We start from the raw sequence: 18,586 nt of genomic DNA on the forward strand, positions 1-18,586 counted from the left end.
CGTCACTCATGATTAAGTCACTTACTTCCCGGCTCAACGAAGAGCCTTCAACAGAGAGGGTTTGCAATGAGCGCAACGAGCAATCTCATTGATGACGCCCCGCTTACCAATTTCCACAAGAAGCTGACTTTCTTCGCCTCAGGCGGTCCCTTCATTGACGGCTATGCGCTGTCAATCATCGGCATCGCCTTGATCACTATGACCCCCGGCCTGCACCTGAGCACCGTGGAAATCGGCATGATCGGTGCAGCGAGCCTGGTCGGCATTTTCTTCGGCGGGGCCATCTTCGGCTGGCTGACGGACAAGATCGGCCGGCACAAGATGTACATCGCCGACCTCATCGCCCTGGCAGTGTTCTCCGGCCTGAACGCCTTCGCCACCGAAATCTGGCAGGTTGTCCTCTGCCGGTTCCTCCTGGGCGCTGCCATCGGCGCTGACTATCCGATTGCCACCTCGCTCCTTGCAGAGTTCCTCCCGAAGAAGCACCGTGGTCGTCTCCTGGGTGCAACCTTCGTGGTCTGGGCGATCGGCGCAGCAACTGCCTACGCCGTCGGATACCTGCTCCGCGACACGGGTCCCGACGTCTGGCGCATCATGGTTGGCAGCCCGGCGATCTTCGCCGTCGTCACCCTGCTTTGCCGGCTCGGAACTCCTGAGTCCCCGCGCTGGCTGCTCTCCCGCGGCCGCCGTGATGAGGCGGAAGCCATCATCAAGAAGGTTTACGGCCAGCAGTACAGCCTCGCCGACATTGCCTCAGACAGCCAAGGTCCTGCCAAGCAGGGAAAGTTCCTGGACATCTTCAGGGGACAGGCATGGAAGCGCACCCTCTTTGTCTCCATCTTCTGGACAGCCCAGGTGGTCCCGCTCTTCGCGGTCTATACGTTCGCCCCGGACCTGCTCGCCTCCATGGGCATGACGGGTGACGCCAATCTATATGGTGGTTCCTTCCTGATCTCCATGCTGTTTGTGGTGGGCGGCATTCCGGGTTTGTGGCTCGTAGAAAAGATCGGTCGCCGGAAGCTGCTCCTGTGGAGCTTTGGCATCATCGTCGTTGCACTGGCTATTCCCGCATTCATCCCGAATGTCCAGGCCGCGCCGCTGTTTATCGCCCTTGCAATATTCGCCCTCGCCTCCGGCGCATCCAGCTTCCTTGAGGTTGTCTACCCCAACGAGCTCTTCCCCACGGAGGTCCGTGCCACGGCAGTCGGCTTCGGAACGGCCATCAGTCGTGTGGGCTCGGCAGCCAGCACGTACCTGATGCCGGTCGCAATCATCAGCTTCGGAGCTGCCGGCTCGCTGCTCATCGGTGCTGCCATCTCCCTGGTGGGCTTGGTGGCGACGTTCCTGCTTGCGCCCGAAACTGCCAACAAATCCCTCGCCGAACTCACCACGGAAAATAAGCCGGTAGCTACCGAAACCAACAAAGAAGGATCACTCGTATGACCACGCACAAGCCCATCGGTCCCGTCGATGCAACGAAGGTACCCCGCTACGCCGGGCTCGGAACCTTCGCCCGGCTCCCGCAAATCGACCGGGTACCGGACTACGACATTGCCATCGTAGGCGTACCGTTCGACGGCGGCACCTCCTTCCGCCCCGGCGCCCGCTTCGGGCCCGCTGCAGTCCGTGAAGCGTCCAGGCTGCTGCGCCCCGGCTACCACCCCGAACTCGACGTCGAGCCCGTGTACGAAGCCCAGGTGGTAGACGCCGGCGACATCGCCTGCACGCCCTACGACATCACCCGCGCAGTCCTCGAAATCGAAGAGCAGGCACGGCCCCTGATCAGCGAGGACAAGCGACTCATCGCCATCGGCGGGGACCACACCATCGCCCTTCCCATGCTGCGCGCACTGAACCAAGTGCACGGTCCCGTGGCCCTGCTGCACTTCGACGCTCACCTGGATACCTGGGACACCTACTTCGACCAGCCGATCACACACGGAACGATCTTCCGCCGGGCCTTCGAAGAGGGACTGCTAGTTGAGGACAAGTCCATGCACGTGGGTATCCGCGGGCCTGTCTATGACCGTGACGACTTCCTGCGGGACCACGAGTTCGGCTTCCAGATCATCCGCTGCTCGGATTTGGACGTAATTGGTGTCCCCGCCGCCATCCAGCGGATTAAGGAGCGTCTGGGTGATACGCCGGTCTACGTTTCCATCGACATTGATGTGCTGGACCCGTCCTACGCTCCTGGCACCGGAACACCGGAGATGGGCGGTCTGCACTCCCGTGAGCTGCTTGCCCTCTTGAGAGGCCTGAACGGTATCAACATCGTGGGGGCCGATGTCGTCGAGGTAGCCCCTGCGTACGACCACGCAGACATCACTACTCTCGCGGCCGCAACCCTGGTCTTTGATCTGCTCGGACTGATGGTGAACCGTTCCAAGGGAGTGACCATCAGAGGCGCCGAAGCGCTGGAAGCCGCGGCCGTTTAGGCACCCCAACTTGCTGGCCCGCGGACTCCCGTGGGCCAGGAAGGGCACTGGAACGGGCCTCGAATACAAGCCCGTGAGCGGTTGGGTTGCCACTGCCCGACCTGGACTGGGCTGCCTCGTCGAATCTTCGGTCACAAGATGGGCCGGCCTGCAGGATCCAAGAGCGGCGAGTTCCTTTCAAAAATATTCGAAAATCCCGTCTGGTTTCGGCGTCCAACCCTTAGGATCGGGAAAGTGCCGGTAGGCGCCACCTGACCGGCGGATTTCCACCCGCCTTGCCGATTGCGGGGGACCGATCGCCATGCTCAAAACCTTGAAATCCATCGCGGCAGTGGTTGGGCTGGGTCTGGCTTTGGGACTGATGCCGGCCCAGGCAGCCCAGGCAGCGCCTGCCACCGGCCGGATCTCACTCAGCCCGGCCACTGGACCGGCAGGATCCGCCGTCACAGTCAGCGGAACGGGGTTCAAAGCCTCCACCACGGGGACGGTGATCGCCGGTGCCACGACTTTTCCCATCAAAACGGCAGCCTCGGGTGCCTTCAGCACGTCGATCACCATCCCGTCCGCAGCCACGGGATCGTTGACCATCACGGCCAAGACCTCGTCTGTCGAGGCGTCTTCGGTGTTCACAGTGACCACACCGGACGCTGCGCTCTCTCCAGTCGGCACCGCCGCACTTCGGTTCGGGGTGGCCACGGCCGGCGGCCCACTGGCCAGCGGCGAACTGGATGACGTGGCGCAACTGGCCGGCGAAAGCCCGTCCACCATTCTTTTTTACAAGGACTTCCTCCAGGCGCCCCCCCATTACCGAAATGAACTCCGTCCGGGCACGAGGCGCCGTTCCGCTCATTACCTGGGAACCCTGGGCCTGGGGCGGTGGAACGGAACAGCCGGCATACTCCCTTGACCGAATTGCCGCCGGCGACTTTGACGCCCACATCACGCAGTGGGGCCAGGCGCTCGCTGCCTGGGGCCACCCGGTCCAGCTCAGGTTCGCCCATGAGATGAACGGAAACTGGTATCCGTGGGCCGAAGGCGTCAACGGCAATCAGGCCGGTGACTACGTAAGTGCCTGGCGTCATGTTCACGACGTTGTTGCTGCCACTGGCGCCGGCAACGTGTCCTGGGTCTGGAGCCCGAGTGTTCCGTACTACGGGTCCACCGATCTCGCCGGCCTCTTTCCCGGTGTCGGATACGTGGATGTTGTAGCCCTCGACGGGTATAACTGGGGCACCTCCGCTTCATGGAGCGGCTGGATATCGCCGCAGGATCTCTTCGCTCCGGGCATAGCCCAGTTGCGTGCTCTGGCACCCGGAGTTCCCATCCTGATCAGCGAGACGGCTTCCAGCGAGGCAGGCGGCAACAAGGCTGCCTGGAACGCCGGGCTCGTGTCCTATCTTGCCGCCCAGCCCGATGTGGTGGGCTTCGTTTGGTTCCATCTCCAGAAGGAAACCGACTGGCGCATCAACAGCAGCGCCACCTCAGCCTCCGCATTCAAGTCCGCACTTGAGGCGCGCCGGACTCCCTGACTCAATGCTCAATCTCCCGGTGATCAAGGACGCGCCTTGCTGTTCCGGCCGCGCCTTGGACAAATCCTGCAGAGGGCGAAGCAACGAAATCTGTCTGGTCGGCCACACTATTGCCCAAGTAGCGGCATGATGACCTAAACTGCTTCACTGAGGCGCCTGAAATGGTGCCGTGCAGCGACGAAAGTGAACATGCCATGGCTACCGATTACGACGCTCCACGCAAGACCGACGACGAGGCCTCTGCCGAGTCGCTGGAAGCGCTGCAGGCCTCCCGCAGCGGCAATGCCCAGACCGCAGTCATCGACGTCGACGAGACCGACACCGCCGAAGGCATCGACCTGCCCGGAGCCGATCTCTCCGGCGAAGAACTGACCGTCATTGTTGTTCCCGAACAGTCCGATGAATTCACTTGCGCATCATGTTTCCTGGTCCGCCACCGGTCACAGGTTGCGCGCGAAAAGAACGGCATGAAGTACTGCATCGAGTGTGAAGGCTGAAGTCCCGGCGCCAGCCCCCCCGGTGGGGCGCGCCGGCGTCGTTATTATCCATAACGGCAAGGTGCAGAAACGGCGTTAATAGTGTTTCGTTGGCCCCGTAAAGTGCCTCAGAATTACGCTCGCGTGACCGGAACCAAACCCGATTAACGGTTCCGCGCCGAAGCGGCAACAACCCTGTTGAGTAGCCCCGGAGACTCCTAGGCTTGAGCTACCTAATCACTCGAAGGGTGGCCCACAATGAAAAAGATTCATACGTGGCTGACAGTCATTTTGATGACTGTTGGATTGGGTTTCCTGGCTCCGGGGCCCGCCTCGGCAACCACATCCTATTGCGGACTTGTATGGGGATCGCTGGCCAAATCAAACCCGGCGATGAGCACCGCATCAGTAACCAACGTTCGGACGGGGCAGCACTACTGCTTCGACCGGATGGTGGTTGATCTCAACGGCCCTGTGGCCGGCTACACTGCCCGTTACGTTCCCGTAGTGGTCCAGGATGGTTCAGGTTTCAGTATCCCCCTGCTGGGCAGCGCATTCCTCCAGGTGACTGTGAACGCGCCTTCCTACGACAGCAACTACAACGTCACATACAGCCCGGCAGCCAAGGCCGAACTGTCGAACGTTTCGGGATACCAGACCTTCCGTCAGGTAGCGTACGCAGGCAGCTTTGAAGGCTACACAAGCATCGGCCTCGGCGTCCGTGCACGGCTCCCGTTCCGGGTATTCACCCTGGACGGACCGGGCTCCGGGTCGCGCATGGTGGTGGACGTAGCGCACTTCTGGTGACCGGCGGTTCGCTGCTGAACCGAAGTTGAGACAAGATCAGGAAACTAAAGAACGGCGCCCTGTTTCGGAGACTTTCCGTGCAGGGCGCCGTGCTGTTGTTGGGGCAACTACTCAGGCACCATCAGCGCAGGGGTGTCCCGGCGGATGGTTTCGCCGCGGAAGAACCCCGGGGCGAGGCGTGCCATGATCACCATCAGCACAGCCCCGAGCGCCAGGATCCCGATGCCCAGGACAAACACCAGCCCAACACCGAAGACCTCGGAGCCGCTGCCGAACTCCGGCGCCCAGCTGTCCACGGCTGTCTGCAGGAAAACCACAAACAATCCGACACCGCCCAGCACCGGGCACAGGAGCCGCAGCGCGAAGCTGCGGACGCTGCTGAACACGCTGTTCCGGAAGTACCAGGCGCACGCGATGGCGGTCAGGCCGTAGTAGAAGCAGATCATCAGGCCGAGGGCCAGGATGGTGTCGTTCAGGACGTTTTCGCTGATCACGTGCATCACCGCGTAGAACCCGGCGGACAGGATGCCCGCCGTCACCGTTGCGAAGCCCGGCGTCGAGAAGCGCCTGCTGATGTGGCTGAACGGCGCGGGCAGCGCACCGTAGTGGGCCATGGCCAGCAGGCTGCGCGACGGCGACGTGAACGTGGACTGCAGGGACGCTGCCGAACTGGACAGCACGGCGAGGGACATCAGGATGGCGAACGGCCCCATGATCGGTGACGCAAGCGCCGTGAAGAGGTTCTCGTGATTCTCGGGGTTGTTCAGCCCCACACCCGTATCGCCGACGCCGGCGAACATCATGGTGGCGATGCTCACCAGCAGGTAGATCCCCAGGACAACGACGGCGGTGAGCGTGCCGGCCAGGCCCGCGGTCTTTTTGCCGTTGGCGGTTTCCTCGTTCACGGTCAGGCACACGTCCCAGCCCCAGTAGACAAAGATCGACAGCGAGATACCCGCGGCGATCTGCCCGAACGTCTCGATCCTGGTGACGTCGAACCACCCCCAGCTGAAGGGGATGGCCGTTTCCGATGTGGACCAGTTCGCGAACGCCATGCCGACAAAAAGTACCAGGACCAGTAGTTGGAATCCCACGAGTCCGTACTGGACCAGCTTGGTGGTGTGCAGGCCGCGGTAGCTCACCCACACTGCAAGGGCCACAAAAACGAAGCACGTCAGGACGTTCAACGGCTTATTGTCCGCGAGGTCTGCGAGTTCAGGCGCACCCGTCAGCTGCGACAGGAAGAGATAGAAGAAGTCCACCGCCACGCCCGCCAGGTTGGACAGGACGATGATGTTGGCGGCAAGGAGTCCCCAGCCGCCCATCCAGCCCACCCAGGGGCCAAACGCTTTGGTGACCCAAGTGAACGTGGTGCCGCTGTCCGGGGAATCGGCGTTGAGTTCCCGGTAGGCGAGTGACACCAGGATCATGGGGATGAACCCGATCAGGAAAATGACGGGTAGCTGGAGCCCCGCCTCATTCACCGTGGGGCCAAGGGCGCTGGTCAGCGTGTAGGCCGGCGCGATGGTGGAAATGCCAAGAACGACGACGGCAAGGAGGCCCAGCTGCCCTCCCTTCAGTCCCTTTGCGGTGATGCCGTGCGCCGAGCCGGCCGGGTCGGTCCCGGATGGCTGGCCCGCGGTGGTGCTCGTACGGATGGTTTGGGTCATTGTCCGGCGCTTTCTACGAGGCAGCAGGCTGCTGTTGGGTGATGCAGTGGATGCCGCCGCCACGGGCGAACAGCTCACGGGCGTCAATGCCGACCACACGCCGGCCGGGGTAGGCCTCCGCCAGGATCTGCAGCGCCTTGTCATCGTTGGGATCCGCGAAGGTACACGCGATGACGCCGCCGTTGACCACGACGTGGTTGATGTAGCTGTAGTCCACAAAACCCTCGTCATCCCAGAGCACCTCCGGGGCGGGGACTTCGATGATGATCCACTCCCGGCCGGCCGCGTCCTTCGTGGTGCGGAGGTGCTCGATGATGTCGCGGCTCACCTGGAAGTCCGGGTGGCGGGGGTCCTGCTGGGAGTGCACCAACAGTGTGCCGGGGGAGGGAATGGCGGCCACGATGTCCACATGACCGCGCGTGCCGAACCGTTCCGAGTCCCTGGCCAGTCCGCGGGGGAGCCAGACCACATGAGTGGCGCCGATGGTCCGGGCGAGCTCGGCTTCGACGTCGGCGCGGCTGAGGCCCGGGTTGCGGCCCGGATCCAGCTGCACGGTTTCGGTCACCAGCACGGTTCCCTGACCGTCCACCTGGATGCCGCCGCCTTCGTTGACCAGCGCGGACACGAGATGCATGGCGCCGGCACGGGCTGAGACTTCACCGGCGATCAGCGCGTCCTTGTCCCAGCGCGCCCAGTCCTGGGCACCCCAGCCGTTGAAGACCCAGTCGACGGCGCCGAGGCGCCCGTCCTGGTCCAACACGAAAGTGGGGCCGATGTCCCGCATCCACGCATCGTTGAGCGGGGCGGCAAGTACCTCGACGTTCGGGTGCAGATAGCGGGCGGCGATGCCGACGTCGTCGGGGTCCACCACCACGGTGACCGGCTCAAATTCGACGGCGGCGTTGGCCACCGCTGCCCAGATGGACCGCGCAGCGTGGGCGTCTTCCTCCGTCTCGCCCAGCGTGTAGCCGCCAGTGGGAAAGGCCATCCACAGCCGCTCCTGCAGAGCGGTTTCGGCGGGCATGCGCCACGTGCTCATGAGCTCACCTGCTGACGGTTGCTTGAGCCTGGGGCCACGACCGCAAGGTTCCCTGGCCGAGCTTGCGAGGTTAGGGGGCGGGTGGGGAGCGAAATCCCTGCCCCTTCGGCCACTGCATCTTCGCCGCCGAGCGGCTGGGCGTGGTGTACGGGTTCGGTGAGCCGGCCGTAGGTATCGGGGCGGCGGGTAGCCAGAAACGGGAAGAGCGTGAGCCAGTCCCGGCGCTGGTCCAGGTCGAGGTCTGCCACCAGCACTGCGGAGGCGTCACGCGGGGCCTGGGCCAGGATCCTGCCGTAGGGGTCGGAGATGAAGGAGGAGCCGTAGAAGGTCAGTGTTCCTTCATCACCCCAGCGGTTCGGCGCCACCATAAACAGTCCGTTGGCGATGCCGTTGCCCACAATCACCTGCTGCCACAGCGGCTGCGTATCGAAATCCGGGTGGTCCGGTTCTGAGCCGATGGCGGTGGGGTAGACCAGGATTTCGGCGCCACCGAGGGAGTAGAGCCGGGCCACCTCCGGGAACCATTCGTCCCAGCAGGTGGGCATGCCGAGCCGGGCACCGCCAAGTTCTGCCGGTGCGTGGACCTCGTAGGCGTCAGCAGCCGCTGGCCCTTGGCGGAAGAATTTGTCTTCGTAGTAGCCGGCGGTCACCGGAATGTGCAGCTTGTGGGTGCGGGCGAGCAGCTCGCCCTCGGACGACACAAGGATGGCGGTATTTAGCCCCAGGCCGTCGTCGCTGCCGTCCGGGTTCTCCGCCAGCTGGTACAGGGAGGCGTGGACAGCCACCCCGTGGCGACGGGCGGATTCGGCGGCAAACCGGAAAGTGGGCCCGGTGAGCAGGTCCTCCGCGGTGTCCGACGGCCTGGGGCGGACCGCGCCAGGCCGTACCGCTCCGTGCCGGGGCGTGTCGATTTCGGGGCAGGTGTCCGCGGGGTAGCGCGAGAGGGTGAGTTCTGGCAGGAACACCACCGTGGCACCGAGCCGCGCGGCCCGGCCGATTCCTTCATCAAGTTCGGCCTGCAGGACGGCAGTGTCTGCATGCCAGCGGTGCTGTACGACGCCAACCCGAAGGGCAGGGCGGTCGGACGGCGTTGTCCGGGCCAGGGAGGCGGGTGAGTCGAGGCAGGAAATTTCAATCATGTGCTTACTTCCAGTGAGACGACCGTCACTAAATGAATGACGTTCATTTAGTATGAGGGTCGAATGGCTTTCGCGCAATGGATTATATGAATCCCATTCTTTTATGACGCTCCCGCCAGATTAGTAAGCTCACTGAGAAATTTGGTTTCGGCCCGGCGCGATCGATCCCCTGGCTGATAGCGTCGGGACTACTGGACCGATCGAGGAGGATTCATGAAAGCTTCACCGACCCTGACTAACAACCTGCAGGCCGTACTTGCGGACCTGATCGAGCTGCACATCCAGGGCAAGCAGGCCCACTGGAACATTGTGGGAACCAACTTCCGGGACCTTCACCTGCAGCTGGACGAAATCGTGGATGCCGCCCGGCAGTTCGCGGACGATATGGCTGAGCGGATGCGCGCCCTCCATGCCCTGCCTGATGGCCGCAGTGCCACGGTGGCAAAATCCACCAGTCTGGCCCAGTTCCCCGAAGGCCTCATTAACACCAAGGACGCCATCGAGCGGATCGTCGCTGCACTTGAGGCTGCCGTGGGCACCATGCGCAAGGTCCATGACGAGGTGGACGAAGAGGATCCCACCACCGCGGACCTGCTCCACGAATTCATCGCCAAGCTGGAACAGTACGCGTGGATGGTGAACGCCGAGACCATGAAGGCCTCCGCCAGCGTCACCTCCCCTGACGCCAAGTAGGGCCGGCCGATTGTGAGGCCACAAGCGCCCGGCGCCGGAATGATTTCGGACGCCGGGCGCTTTTGTGCGCTCGCCGGCTTGCCGGAGGCGGGTGCCTAGTCCGCCGTCGGAACTTTCCGGAGTACGACGGCGGCAAGGACTGCCGCGCTCGCCATCAGTGCCAGCGCAATTGCCGCAGTGGTGTGGACGCCCGAGTCAAACGCCAGGCGCGCTGCGCCGCGGAGCGCTTCGGCCAGCGGCGCAGGCAGGCTGCCGGCCAGTTCCACGGCGCCTGCCAAAGTTTCGCCGGCCTGGTGCACGGCAGTGCCCGACGCCGTTTCCTCCACCCCGGCCGGCAGCAGGAGATTGCGCTGGTAGGAAGCGGTCAGGATGGAGCCCAGCACCGCCGTCCCCAGCAGGGATCCCACCTCATAGCCCGTCTCCGAGATGGCAGCCGCCGCTCCTGACTTCTCCGCTGGAACGGAGCCCAGGATGAGGTCATTGGAAATGGTTTCCGCTGTGCCCACCCCCAGGGCGAGGATCAGCAGTGCGGCCAGCAGGAGGGCCGGGCCGGAGCCGTGATCACCAAAGACCACGATTCCGTAGCCGGTGGCGCTTAGGGCCAAGCCACCCGCCACCACAAAGCCCGGACGCACTTTCCGGACCAGCGGCACCACTGCCAGCCCGGCCAGCACTGTGGCCACCAGAGCCGGGATCATGGCTATTCCGGCGGCCGACGGTGTCATCCCTTCCAGGAGCTGCAGGTGCTGGGCGAGGAAGAGAATGAAGCCGTTGAAGGAGAACAGGGCCAGCACGTTTGCTGTGATGGCGGTTCTGAAGACCCGGTTGCCGAACAGGGACATGTCCAGCAGGGGGCTGGCCAGCCGCTGCTGGCGGCGGACAAAGACGACGCCCATGGCCAGGCCAAAGGCAACAAGTCCCAACGGAGCGGCCCCGAAACCTTCGGTCGCCAGTTCCTTGATGCCATACACAACGGGCACCATAACCAGCAGGGACAGGGCGATGCTGGGCACGTCCACCCGTCCGGGCCGCGGATCTTTTGATTCCGGGATGAACGCAGGACCAAACACCAACAGTGGCAGCATGATGGGCACGGCGACCAGCAGGATGGCGCCCCACCAGAACTGCTCCACCAGCCACCCGCCGAAGATGGGACCCAGGGCGGCGCCGCCGGAGAAGCCGGCAGCCCAGATGGCCACGGCCAGCCGGCGCCGGTTTGGGTCCGGAAAAATGTTGCGGATCAGCGACAGGGTTGAGGGCATCAGCATGGCGCCGAAAAACCCCATCGATGCCCGTCCCGCAATCAGCCACTCCGCGCTGGGGGCAAAGGCTGTTGCTGCCGAGACCGCGGCGAATCCAATGCTGCCGGTCAGCAGCAGCCGGCGGCGTCCGATCCGGTCACCCAGGCTGCCCATGGCAACCAGCAGGCCGGCAAGCACCAGGGGATACGCGTCCACAATCCACAACAGCTGGACTCCTGTTGTCTCCAGGTTTCTGGCAATGGCCGGAAGCGCAAACGTCAACGCAGTGTTGTCCACCGCAACCAGGAGCACCGGGAACATCAGCAGGGCCAGCGCGAGCCAGTCGCGCCAGGGCGCCTTGGCGGGCCCGGACGGCCGGAGATCGACCGCCGTCGGGGAAGTGCTGCAGGTGTTCTGGTTGGACTGGCTGGACAACGTCATGTCGATAACTGTACCGTCCAGACGGTACAGTTAAGAAATGGGACCCGGACCGTGCATGATTGAAGCCATGGCCAGAAATCCCGTTGCACGCGATGCAGTCCTTGACGCATTTGAAGAACTCCTGATCGATGTGGGGGAGCGGGCTGCCACGCTGGACGCGGTTGCCAAACGGGCCGGCGTGTCCAAAGGCGGCCTGTTGTACCACTTCCCCAACAAGGAAGCGCTGATCGCTGCGGTACTGGAACGGATGGATCGCCTGGCCGTCGAGGACCTCACCCTGATGGCCGCAGCCACCGAAGGTGCGGCGGCCTACTTCATCCGTTCCTCGCTCTGGTCCGACTCGCCGATGGACCGCTCCTTCGTGGCCGTCACGCGACTGGCCGAAGTAGCCCATGAAGAGGCCCGGCGGCGTTTTGCCGCAATCCAGCAGCAGTGGCTGGACCTGATCGCGGCCGACGTCGGCCCGGCCATGGCGAAAGCCGTGCTCTATATGGGGGACGGCCTGTATTTCAACGCCATGTGGGAAAGCGGTACCGGCGGGGGCGGCCGGGCCAGGCATGGAGACATTGAGGAGCTTCTGGCCGCCGTGGAGCGGCTGCGGGACTGAACCCGATGACCTCATTTGCCCGGCAGCCCGGGGCGTAGGAGAATTGGACCTCGTGGCGGCCTTCTGCGGCCGGCACAATATTCGAGTACTAAACCTGAATATGCCTTTGATCTGCGGCGGGAGAGTTCTGTTAGTAGGTACAACAGGCGCCGTAGGAACAAATCCTCCCCAGGAATCTCTCAGGCCCACGTACCGCCGCGGCCAGGCAGCTCTGGAAAGTGGCAGGCTGTCTGACTGAAGCATCCCGGATCGCTCCGGAATGTCAGGGCCGCTGTGCCCACCGACGGTGCAAGCGTCAGCTTTGCGGAAGCAGGCTGCGCGGAAACTCTCAGGTCCCAGACAGAGCGGGGGAGGAACCCGAGTCAATGTGGCGTACCTTGCGCCGCCTTAGTAATGGAGTTCCTTGTGAGTGTTAATTCGGCCTCGGCCACTTTCGTTGACCGGCATATTGGCGCCCGCCGCCAGGCCGATGTTGACTCCATGCTCAAGGCCGTCGGCTACGGCACTGTGGACGCGCTGGTGGATACTGCCGTCCCAGATTCCATCCGCCAGGCCAAGCCGCTGGCTCTCAAGGACGCCCTGAGCGAGGTTGAGGTCCTTGCTGAGCTGCGGAAGCTGGCTGCGAAGAATAAGACTGCTGTGCAGATGATCGGGCAGGGCTACTACGACACGGTGACGCCTGCGGTGATCCGCCGGAACATCCTTGAGGCCCCGGCCTGGTACACCGCGTACACCCCGTACCAGCCCGAGATTTCCCAGGGCCGGCTCGAAGCGCTCCTGAATTTTCAGACCATGGTCCAGGACCTGGTGGGCCTGCCCATCGCGAACGCGTCACTGCTGGATGAAGCCACCGCGGTGGCCGAGGCTGTGCTGATGATGCGCCGGGCGAACAAGAACCGGGAAGCCAGGGACGGCAAGACAGTCCTGGACGCGGATTGCCTGCCGCAGACCATCGCGATCGTGAAGGGCCGCGCCGAGGCCCTGGGGTTCGAGGTGGAGGTCGCTGACCTGTCCAGGGGTCTGCCCGAGGGCGTCATCAACGGTGTGGTGCTGCAGCAGCCGGGTGTGTCCGGCCGGGTCTTCAACCACGCCGACGTGATTGCCGCTGCGAAGGAGCGCGGCGCCCTGGTCACGGTCGCCGCTGACCTGTTGGCGTTGACGCTGATCACCCCTCCCGGGGAGCAGGGTGCGGATATTGCTGTCGGTTCGACGCAGCGTTTTGGGGTGCCGTTGTTCTTCGGCGGCCCGCACGCGGCGTACATGGCGGTGGCGAAGGGCCTGGAGCGGTCCATGCCCGGCCGCCTGGTCGGGGTGTCCAAGGACGACGCCGGTGTCCCGGCGTACCGTTTGGCGCTGCAGACCCGTGAGCAGCACATCCGCCGTGAGAAGGCCACGTCCAACATCTGCACCGCGCAGGCGCTGCTGGCCATCGTCTCCTCGTTCTACGCCGTTTACCACGGCCCCGACGGCCTCAAGGCAATCGCCGAGACCGCACATGGCCACGCTGCAACTATCGCCGCATCCCTGAAGGCGGCCGGCCTGGACGTACTGCACACAAGCTTCTTTGATACCGTCACGGTTTCCGTGCCAGGCAAGGCCGCGGCTGTTGTGGCCACCGCCGAAGCACGCGGTATCAACCTGCGCCACATCGATGGCGATACCGTGGGTCTCTCCGCCGACGAAACCACGACCCCGGCTGTCGTCGCCGGTGTCCTGGAAGTGTTTGGTGCCACCGTGGTGGACGCGGACGCCGGCCCTGACGCTGAGTTCGCACTGGATACCGCCGTCGAACGTTCCTCCGAGTACCTGCAGCACCCGGTGTTCAACACGCACCGTTCCGAGACCCAGCTGCTGCGTTACATCCGCAGGCTGAGCGACCGGGACCTGGCGCTGGACCGGACCATGATCCCGTTGGGTTCCTGCACCATGAAGCTGAACGCCACGGCGGAGATGGAGGCCATTTCCTGGCCGGAGTTCGCCTCGATCCACCCGTTCGCCCCGGATTCCCAGACCGTGGGCTGGCGCGAACTGATCGCCGACCTCGAAGACCAGCTGACCGAAATCACCGGCTACGACCAGGTGTCCCTGCAGCCGAACGCCGGGTCCCAGGGTGAGCTCGCTGGCCTGCTGGCGATCCGCGGGTACCACCTGTCCCGGGGCGATGACCAGCGCACGGTCTGCCTGATTCCGGCCTCGGCCCATGGCACCAACGCCGCCTCGGCCGTCCTGGCCGGCATGAAGGTGGTTGTGGTGGCCACGGCTGCGGACGGCAGCATCGATCACGCTGACCTGAACGCCAAGATCGAGGCGAACAAGGACGTCCTTTCGGCCATCATGATCACCTACCCCTCCACACACGGTGTCTACGACGCCGACGTCCGCGAGGTGTGTGATTCGGTGCACGCGGCCGGTGGCCAGGTCTACGTGGACGGCGCCAACCTGAACGCCCTTGTCGGTCTGGCGCAGCCGGGCAAGTTCGGCGGCGACGTCTCGCACCTGAACCTGCACAAGACCTTCTGCATCCCGCACGGCGGCGGCGGACCCGGCGTTGGTCCGGTCGCAGCCAAGGCCCACCTGGCACCGTTTATGCCGGGCAATGCGGCTACCTGGACAGAAGGAAACGACGTCCCGATTTCGGCCTCGCGGTTCGGTTCCGCGGGGGTCCTGCCCATCTCGTGGACGTATGTGAAGCTGATGGGTGCCGAGGGCCTGACCGAGGCGACGAAGTCGGCGCTGCTTGCGGCGAACTACGTTGCGGCGCGCCTGAACGAGTACTTCCCGGTCCTCTACACCGGTGAGGGCGGACTCGTGGCGCACGAGTGCATCCTGGACCTCCGTGACCTGACGGCGAAGACCGGCGTTACGGCTGAGGATGTGGCCAAGCGCCTGATCGACTACGGCTTCCATGCCCCCACCCTGGCGTTCCCGGTGGCGGGCACGCTGATGGTGGAACCGACGGAGTCCGAGGACCTTGGGGAGATCGACCGGTTCATCGACGCGATGATCACCATCCGGAAGGAAATCGACCAGGTGGCCAGTGGTGACTTCACAGTGGAGAACAGCCCGCTGCGCCACGCACCCCACACCGCGTCCGCCGTCGTGAGTTCCGACTGGAACCGTGCGTACCCGCGCGAGCAGGCTGCCTTCCCGCTCGCCTCGCTCAAGCAGGACAAGTACTTCCCGCCCGTAGGCCGCATCGACGGCGCAGCCGGGGACCGCAACCTGATCTGCTCCTGCCCGCCGCTGTCGGACTTCGAAGACTAAAACACCGCCAGCATCTGGTACGTCGGCTAGTTGTTCAGCGCTGCCCACAGGTTGAGGGACGACGCGAACACGATCCAGGTTATGTAAGGCAACAACAAGATCCCGGCCAGCCTGCTGATCGGGCCGAAGCGGACCACCGTAACCGTCACCGCCAGGATCAGCGCCAGGATGACCGCAAAAGCGAGCCACAAAGCGGCACTCCCGATCAGCGGATACAGGCTGAAGAAGACCGGCGTCCACACAAGATTCAGGAACAACTGGATTCCGTAGATAACCAGAGCCGGACGCGACTCCGGACTGCCGCGGCGCCAGACCAGCCACGCGGCCACGGCCATGGCTGTGTAGAGGATCGTCCACACTGGACCGAACAGCCAATTGGGTGGCGACCAGGGAGCTTTGTTGGCGTCGACGTACCACCCGTTTACGTTGTTGACCGTGGCAAAGGCACCCAGCCAAGCGACCAGGGCGGAGGCCGCAAGGAAGAGAGCGAGGGCAGCCACCTGCGCGCCGCGCCCGCGGATTCCGGTGGCATTTTCGGGCTGGTGGACGGACCTGTCTGATGGCGACTCCATGGGTCAACCCTTGCGAAGCGCTGCCTGCCAGTCAAGGTACTCCCGCGACCGGGCTGAAACGCCCGGGCCAGATCAGGCTTTAGACTTGTGGCTACATGTCCGCACGTAGCCACGAGTACAGAACCGCGCGCAAACCCCTGAGATTGGACACGGCCCCCTTGCGAGAATTCACCGCCCGCTTTGCCACAGCGGAGGAAATTGAGAACTGGGACAAGCACGTCACGGCCAACCCAAACGGCGGCAACATGCTGCAGTCCGCCGCCTACGCTTCCGTGAAGAACGGCAGCGGCTGGACCGCCCGCTTCCTGGTCCTGGAGTCTGCCGGGACCGCCAGCTACAACCTGGTGCTGGAGAAGAAATTCCCGGTCCTTGGCGTCCTCTGGTACCTGATCAAGGGCCCTGACCTGGCTGCCGTTGAGGACCTCAAGCCGGTGTTGGACGCGTGCGCTGCGTTCGCCCGGAGCCGGAACCTCAACGTCTTCACCATCAAGATTGAACCCGACATTGTGTCCACACCGGAAGCCCGGGCGGACGTCGCCGTCGCCGGCCTGGTGAAAGCCCCGAACATCCAATCCAATGACTCCACCGCCCTGCTGGACATCGCGGCGCCGGAGAACCAGGTGTTCCGGTCCATCTCCTCCCGCGCCCGCAACGCGATCCGCCGGGCAGAGCGCGAAGGCTGCGCGGTGGTGCAGCAGGAGCCAAGCCCGGAAACGTACCGGGCGCTGTATGACCTGATGGCGGACACCGTCAACGCCAAGGGCTCCATGCCGTTGCGCAGCCTCGAGTACTACACCCGGTTCTGGGACGAATTCTGCACCCGCGGCCAAGGCAACTTCTTCTTCGTTTATGAGGACGGCAAACCCAGTGTGGGCGCCTTTGTGATCAACTACGGATCCAAGGCAACCTACAAGGACGGCGGCTCCACCCAGAACAGGAAGCAGTACGGCGATTCGCACCTGGTCCAGTGGCAGGCCATCCGAAGAATGCAGGAACTCGGCTGCACCGAGTACGACTTCTGCGGCACGCCACCGTCCGGCCTGATCAAGGACAAGACCCACCACCTGTACGGCATGGGCATGTTCAAGACGAGCTTCACGAAGACGGTTACGGACTTCGTCGGCTGCCATGACTACGTGTTGTCGCCCGTCAGGCATGCCCTGTGGGTCAAGGGCGCGGAACGGATCTTCCGCCGGCTCGAAACCGCCCGCACCGGCCAGCAGTTCTACTGACAGCCCGCCAGCCACTTCCACCATCCACACCACGAAGGCCAGCGCCTGCCCCACGCGGCAGCGCGGCCATAGATGAGGTTACTTCCGTGAATCCCACCAAAGCCGGAGCCGATCTCCAGCTCAGCGTCCTCAGCGATGCCGAGTTTGAGTCCTTCTCCCTCAAACACCCGCAAAACAACTTCATCCAGTCCGCTGACTTCACCCGCTTCCAGAGCGCCCGCGGCCAGGCAGTGGAGCTGTTCGGTGTCAAGCGCGACGGCGTTCTGGTCGCCGCCGGCAAACTGAACTACACCACCAACCGCTGGGGCTACAAGGTGTGCGAGTGCGCCAAGGGCCCCATCCTGGACTACACGGACGCCGCACTGGTGCGTGACGTCGTCGGACTCCTTAAGGAACGTGCCGCCGAACGCAAGGCTGCCGAACTGCGGATTTCCCCGAACCTGACCTACATCGCCCGCGATGCCGACGGTGCCGAACACCCCGAGATCGTGGACAACAGGCCGCTCGTGGCGGAACTGGCGGGCCTCGGTTTTGAACACCTGGGCTCGGACATGAACTTCGCCAACGTGAACTGGATGTTCATCAAGCAGCTCGAGGGCATCGCGGACGCCGAGGAGCTCATCATGGGCACCAGCTACCGGACCCGGAAGGCCATCCGGAAGGCTGAAAAGAACGGCGTGTTCCTGGAACAGGCCACCCTTGAAACCCTCGACGAGTTCTACGACGCGCTGAGCACCGCGGGGGACGAGAAGGGCTTCTTCTACCGGGAATGCGAATACTACGAACAGCTCCTGCGGACTACCTCGGCCGAGTTCACCAAGCTCATGATGGCCAAGATCGACATCCCCGAGTACCGGAAGTCCATCACCGAGCGCCTGGAAGCGGAAGCCGCGTCCGCAGCCGAACTCCGCCGTGAAGTGGAAGAGACCGGCAGCAAAAAGAAGGCCAACCGCCTCAAAGTGGTCCAGGACCTCGTGGACAGCTACGAACGCAGCCTCAAGGACATCGAGCGGTTCCCGGACTCCGTGGGAGTCGCAACAGTGGCCGCCATCCACTTCGTCTGCTTCGGCGACGAGGTGGTCTGCGTTATCGGCGGCACCAAGCAGGACTACATCTACTTCAACGGCGCCACCTCGCTGTACTGGGGGATGATGCTGCACGCCCTGGACAAAGGCTACTCGCGCTACAACTTCTACGGCACCTTCGGCATCCAGGGACAGGACGAAGAAGGCCACGGCGGCTACGAGTTCAAGAAGGGCTTCGGTGGCGACGTGGTCCAGCTGCTGGGTGACTTCGTGATGCCCGTGCGGCCGGTAGCCTTCCAAGCCAACCGCCTGGTCCGAACGGCCATCGCCGCGGCCCGCACGCTGCTGGGCAAACTGCCACTGAAACGCCGAGCCTAGCACCAATCCGCGAACTGCCAGAAAGGGAGGAGCAC

The 18,586-nt window shown here is 63.9% G+C and carries 14 protein-coding genes, 1 pseudogene and 1 riboswitch; of the genes and pseudogenes, 10 read left to right on the top strand and 5 right to left on the bottom strand.

Annotated features, from left to right (window positions below; all coding sequences use genetic code 11):
• Positions 1–66 precede the first annotated feature (66 nt).
• From FYJ92_RS03420 to FYJ92_RS03440, 5 genes and pseudogenes are all read left to right on the top strand, one after another.
• Complete coding sequence (locus FYJ92_RS03420; protein WP_185262606.1) at positions 67–1,443, top strand: MFS transporter; 1,377 nt, start codon at positions 67–69, stop codon at positions 1,441–1,443.
• Positions 1,440–2,438, top strand: a complete 999-nt coding sequence (gene speB, locus FYJ92_RS03425) for an agmatinase (RefSeq protein WP_185262607.1) — start codon at positions 1,440–1,442, stop codon at positions 2,436–2,438. Before FYJ92_RS03420 ends, speB begins: the two co-directional genes overlap by 4 nt.
• A gap of 301 nt (positions 2,439–2,739) precedes the next feature.
• Positions 2,740–3,967: pseudogene (locus FYJ92_RS03430) on the top strand (glycosyl hydrolase).
• 194 nt (positions 3,968–4,161) lie between these two features.
• On the top strand, positions 4,162–4,464 hold the full coding sequence (locus FYJ92_RS03435; protein WP_185262608.1) for a DUF4193 domain-containing protein: 303 nt from the start codon (positions 4,162–4,164) through the stop codon (positions 4,462–4,464).
• A gap of 237 nt (positions 4,465–4,701) precedes the next feature.
• The gene (locus FYJ92_RS03440) at positions 4,702–5,250 is read left to right on the top strand and encodes a hypothetical protein (protein ID WP_185262609.1); all 549 of its coding nucleotides are present in this window, start codon (positions 4,702–4,704) and stop codon (positions 5,248–5,250) included.
• Between the two features lie 107 nt (positions 5,251–5,357).
• Here FYJ92_RS03440 and FYJ92_RS03445 read toward each other — a convergent pair whose 3' ends face one another.
• From FYJ92_RS03445 to FYJ92_RS03455, 3 genes are read right to left on the bottom strand one after another with little or no spacing between them, the layout of a single operon-like run.
• On the bottom strand, positions 5,358–6,920 hold the full coding sequence (locus FYJ92_RS03445) for an APC family permease (protein ID WP_185262610.1): 1,563 nt from the start codon (positions 6,918–6,920) through the stop codon (positions 5,358–5,360).
• A gap of 13 nt (positions 6,921–6,933) precedes the next feature.
• On the bottom strand, positions 6,934–7,959 hold the full coding sequence (locus FYJ92_RS03450; RefSeq protein WP_185262611.1) for an agmatine/peptidylarginine deiminase: 1,026 nt from the start codon (positions 7,957–7,959) through the stop codon (positions 6,934–6,936).
• Positions 7,956–9,098 carry a nitrilase-related carbon-nitrogen hydrolase gene (locus FYJ92_RS03455; RefSeq protein ID WP_185262612.1) on the bottom strand — a complete coding sequence of 381 codons (1,143 nt, stop codon included), beginning with the start codon at positions 9,096–9,098 and terminating at the stop codon, positions 7,956–7,958. The genes FYJ92_RS03450 and FYJ92_RS03455 overlap by 4 nt, the downstream gene beginning before the upstream one ends.
• A 213-nt stretch (positions 9,099–9,311) precedes the next feature.
• Here FYJ92_RS03455 and FYJ92_RS03460 point away from each other — a divergent pair, with 213 nt between their 5' ends.
• Positions 9,312–9,791: a Dps family protein gene (locus tag FYJ92_RS03460; RefSeq protein ID WP_185262613.1), complete on the top strand. Its 480-nt coding sequence runs from the start codon at positions 9,312–9,314 to the stop codon at positions 9,789–9,791.
• A 95-nt stretch (positions 9,792–9,886) separates the two neighbouring features.
• On the opposite strand, the gene FYJ92_RS03465 is transcribed toward FYJ92_RS03460, so the two are convergent.
• A complete protein-coding gene (locus tag FYJ92_RS03465) occupies positions 9,887–11,473 on the bottom strand; it encodes an MFS transporter (protein WP_185262614.1) in 1,587 nt (528 codons plus the stop codon).
• A gap of 67 nt (positions 11,474–11,540) precedes the next feature.
• Here FYJ92_RS03465 and FYJ92_RS03470 point away from each other — a divergent pair, with 67 nt between their 5' ends.
• Both FYJ92_RS03470 and gcvP read left to right on the top strand, forming a co-directional pair.
• The gene (locus FYJ92_RS03470) at positions 11,541–12,080 is read left to right on the top strand and encodes a TetR/AcrR family transcriptional regulator (protein WP_185262615.1); all 540 of its coding nucleotides are present in this window, start codon (positions 11,541–11,543) and stop codon (positions 12,078–12,080) included.
• A gap of 107 nt (positions 12,081–12,187) precedes the next feature.
• Positions 12,188–12,285, top strand: a riboswitch (glycine riboswitch).
• A 188-nt stretch (positions 12,286–12,473) separates the two neighbouring features.
• On the top strand, positions 12,474–15,344 hold the full coding sequence (gene gcvP / locus FYJ92_RS03475; protein WP_370526122.1) for an aminomethyl-transferring glycine dehydrogenase: 2,871 nt from the start codon (positions 12,474–12,476) through the stop codon (positions 15,342–15,344).
• A gap of 26 nt (positions 15,345–15,370) precedes the next feature.
• Here the strand turns inward: gcvP and FYJ92_RS03480 are convergent, their stop codons facing one another.
• Complete coding sequence (locus tag FYJ92_RS03480; protein ID WP_185262617.1) at positions 15,371–15,916, bottom strand: TspO/MBR family protein; 546 nt, start codon at positions 15,914–15,916, stop codon at positions 15,371–15,373.
• A gap of 158 nt (positions 15,917–16,074) precedes the next feature.
• Between FYJ92_RS03480 and FYJ92_RS03485 the strand changes: the two genes are divergently transcribed.
• Together FYJ92_RS03485 and FYJ92_RS03490 are read left to right on the top strand one after the other, a co-directional pair.
• Positions 16,075–17,148: a peptidoglycan bridge formation glycyltransferase FemA/FemB family protein gene (locus tag FYJ92_RS03485; RefSeq protein ID WP_255482285.1), complete on the top strand. Its 1,074-nt coding sequence runs from the start codon at positions 16,075–16,077 to the stop codon at positions 17,146–17,148.
• A gap of 86 nt (positions 17,149–17,234) precedes the next feature.
• Positions 17,235–18,551 (top strand): peptidoglycan bridge formation glycyltransferase FemA/FemB family protein, encoded by a 1,317-nt coding sequence (locus tag FYJ92_RS03490; protein WP_185262619.1) that lies wholly within the window; start codon positions 17,235–17,237, stop codon positions 18,549–18,551.
• Positions 18,552–18,586 lie beyond the last annotated feature (35 nt).

Source organism: Pseudarthrobacter sp. NBSH8 (assembly GCF_014217545.1).
Classification (GTDB): Bacteria; Actinomycetota; Actinomycetes; order Actinomycetales; family Micrococcaceae; genus Arthrobacter.

Excerpts from the sequence above, each read along its gene's own strand:
- FYJ92_RS03420 (WP_185262606.1), top strand. The coding sequence starts at position 67 with ATGAGCGCAACGAGCAATCTCATTGATGACGCCCCGCTTACCAATTTC.
- speB (WP_185262607.1), top strand. The coding sequence starts at position 1,440 with ATGACCACGCACAAGCCCATCGGTCCCGTCGATGCAACGAAGGTACCC.
- FYJ92_RS03435 (WP_185262608.1), top strand. The coding sequence starts at position 4,162 with ATGGCTACCGATTACGACGCTCCACGCAAGACCGACGACGAGGCCTCT.
- FYJ92_RS03440 (WP_185262609.1), top strand. The coding sequence starts at position 4,702 with ATGAAAAAGATTCATACGTGGCTGACAGTCATTTTGATGACTGTTGGA.
- FYJ92_RS03445 (WP_185262610.1), bottom strand. The coding sequence starts at position 6,920 with ATGACCCAAACCATCCGTACGAGCACCACCGCGGGCCAGCCATCCGGG.
- FYJ92_RS03450 (WP_185262611.1), bottom strand. The coding sequence starts at position 7,959 with ATGAGCACGTGGCGCATGCCCGCCGAAACCGCTCTGCAGGAGCGGCTG.
- FYJ92_RS03455 (WP_185262612.1), bottom strand. The coding sequence starts at position 9,098 with ATGATTGAAATTTCCTGCCTCGACTCACCCGCCTCCCTGGCCCGGACA.
- FYJ92_RS03460 (WP_185262613.1), top strand. The coding sequence starts at position 9,312 with ATGAAAGCTTCACCGACCCTGACTAACAACCTGCAGGCCGTACTTGCG.
- FYJ92_RS03465 (WP_185262614.1), bottom strand. The coding sequence starts at position 11,473 with ATGACGTTGTCCAGCCAGTCCAACCAGAACACCTGCAGCACTTCCCCG.
- FYJ92_RS03470 (WP_185262615.1), top strand. The coding sequence starts at position 11,541 with ATGGCCAGAAATCCCGTTGCACGCGATGCAGTCCTTGACGCATTTGAA.
- gcvP (WP_370526122.1), top strand. The coding sequence starts at position 12,474 with ATGGAGTTCCTTGTGAGTGTTAATTCGGCCTCGGCCACTTTCGTTGAC.
- FYJ92_RS03480 (WP_185262617.1), bottom strand. The coding sequence starts at position 15,916 with ATGGAGTCGCCATCAGACAGGTCCGTCCACCAGCCCGAAAATGCCACC.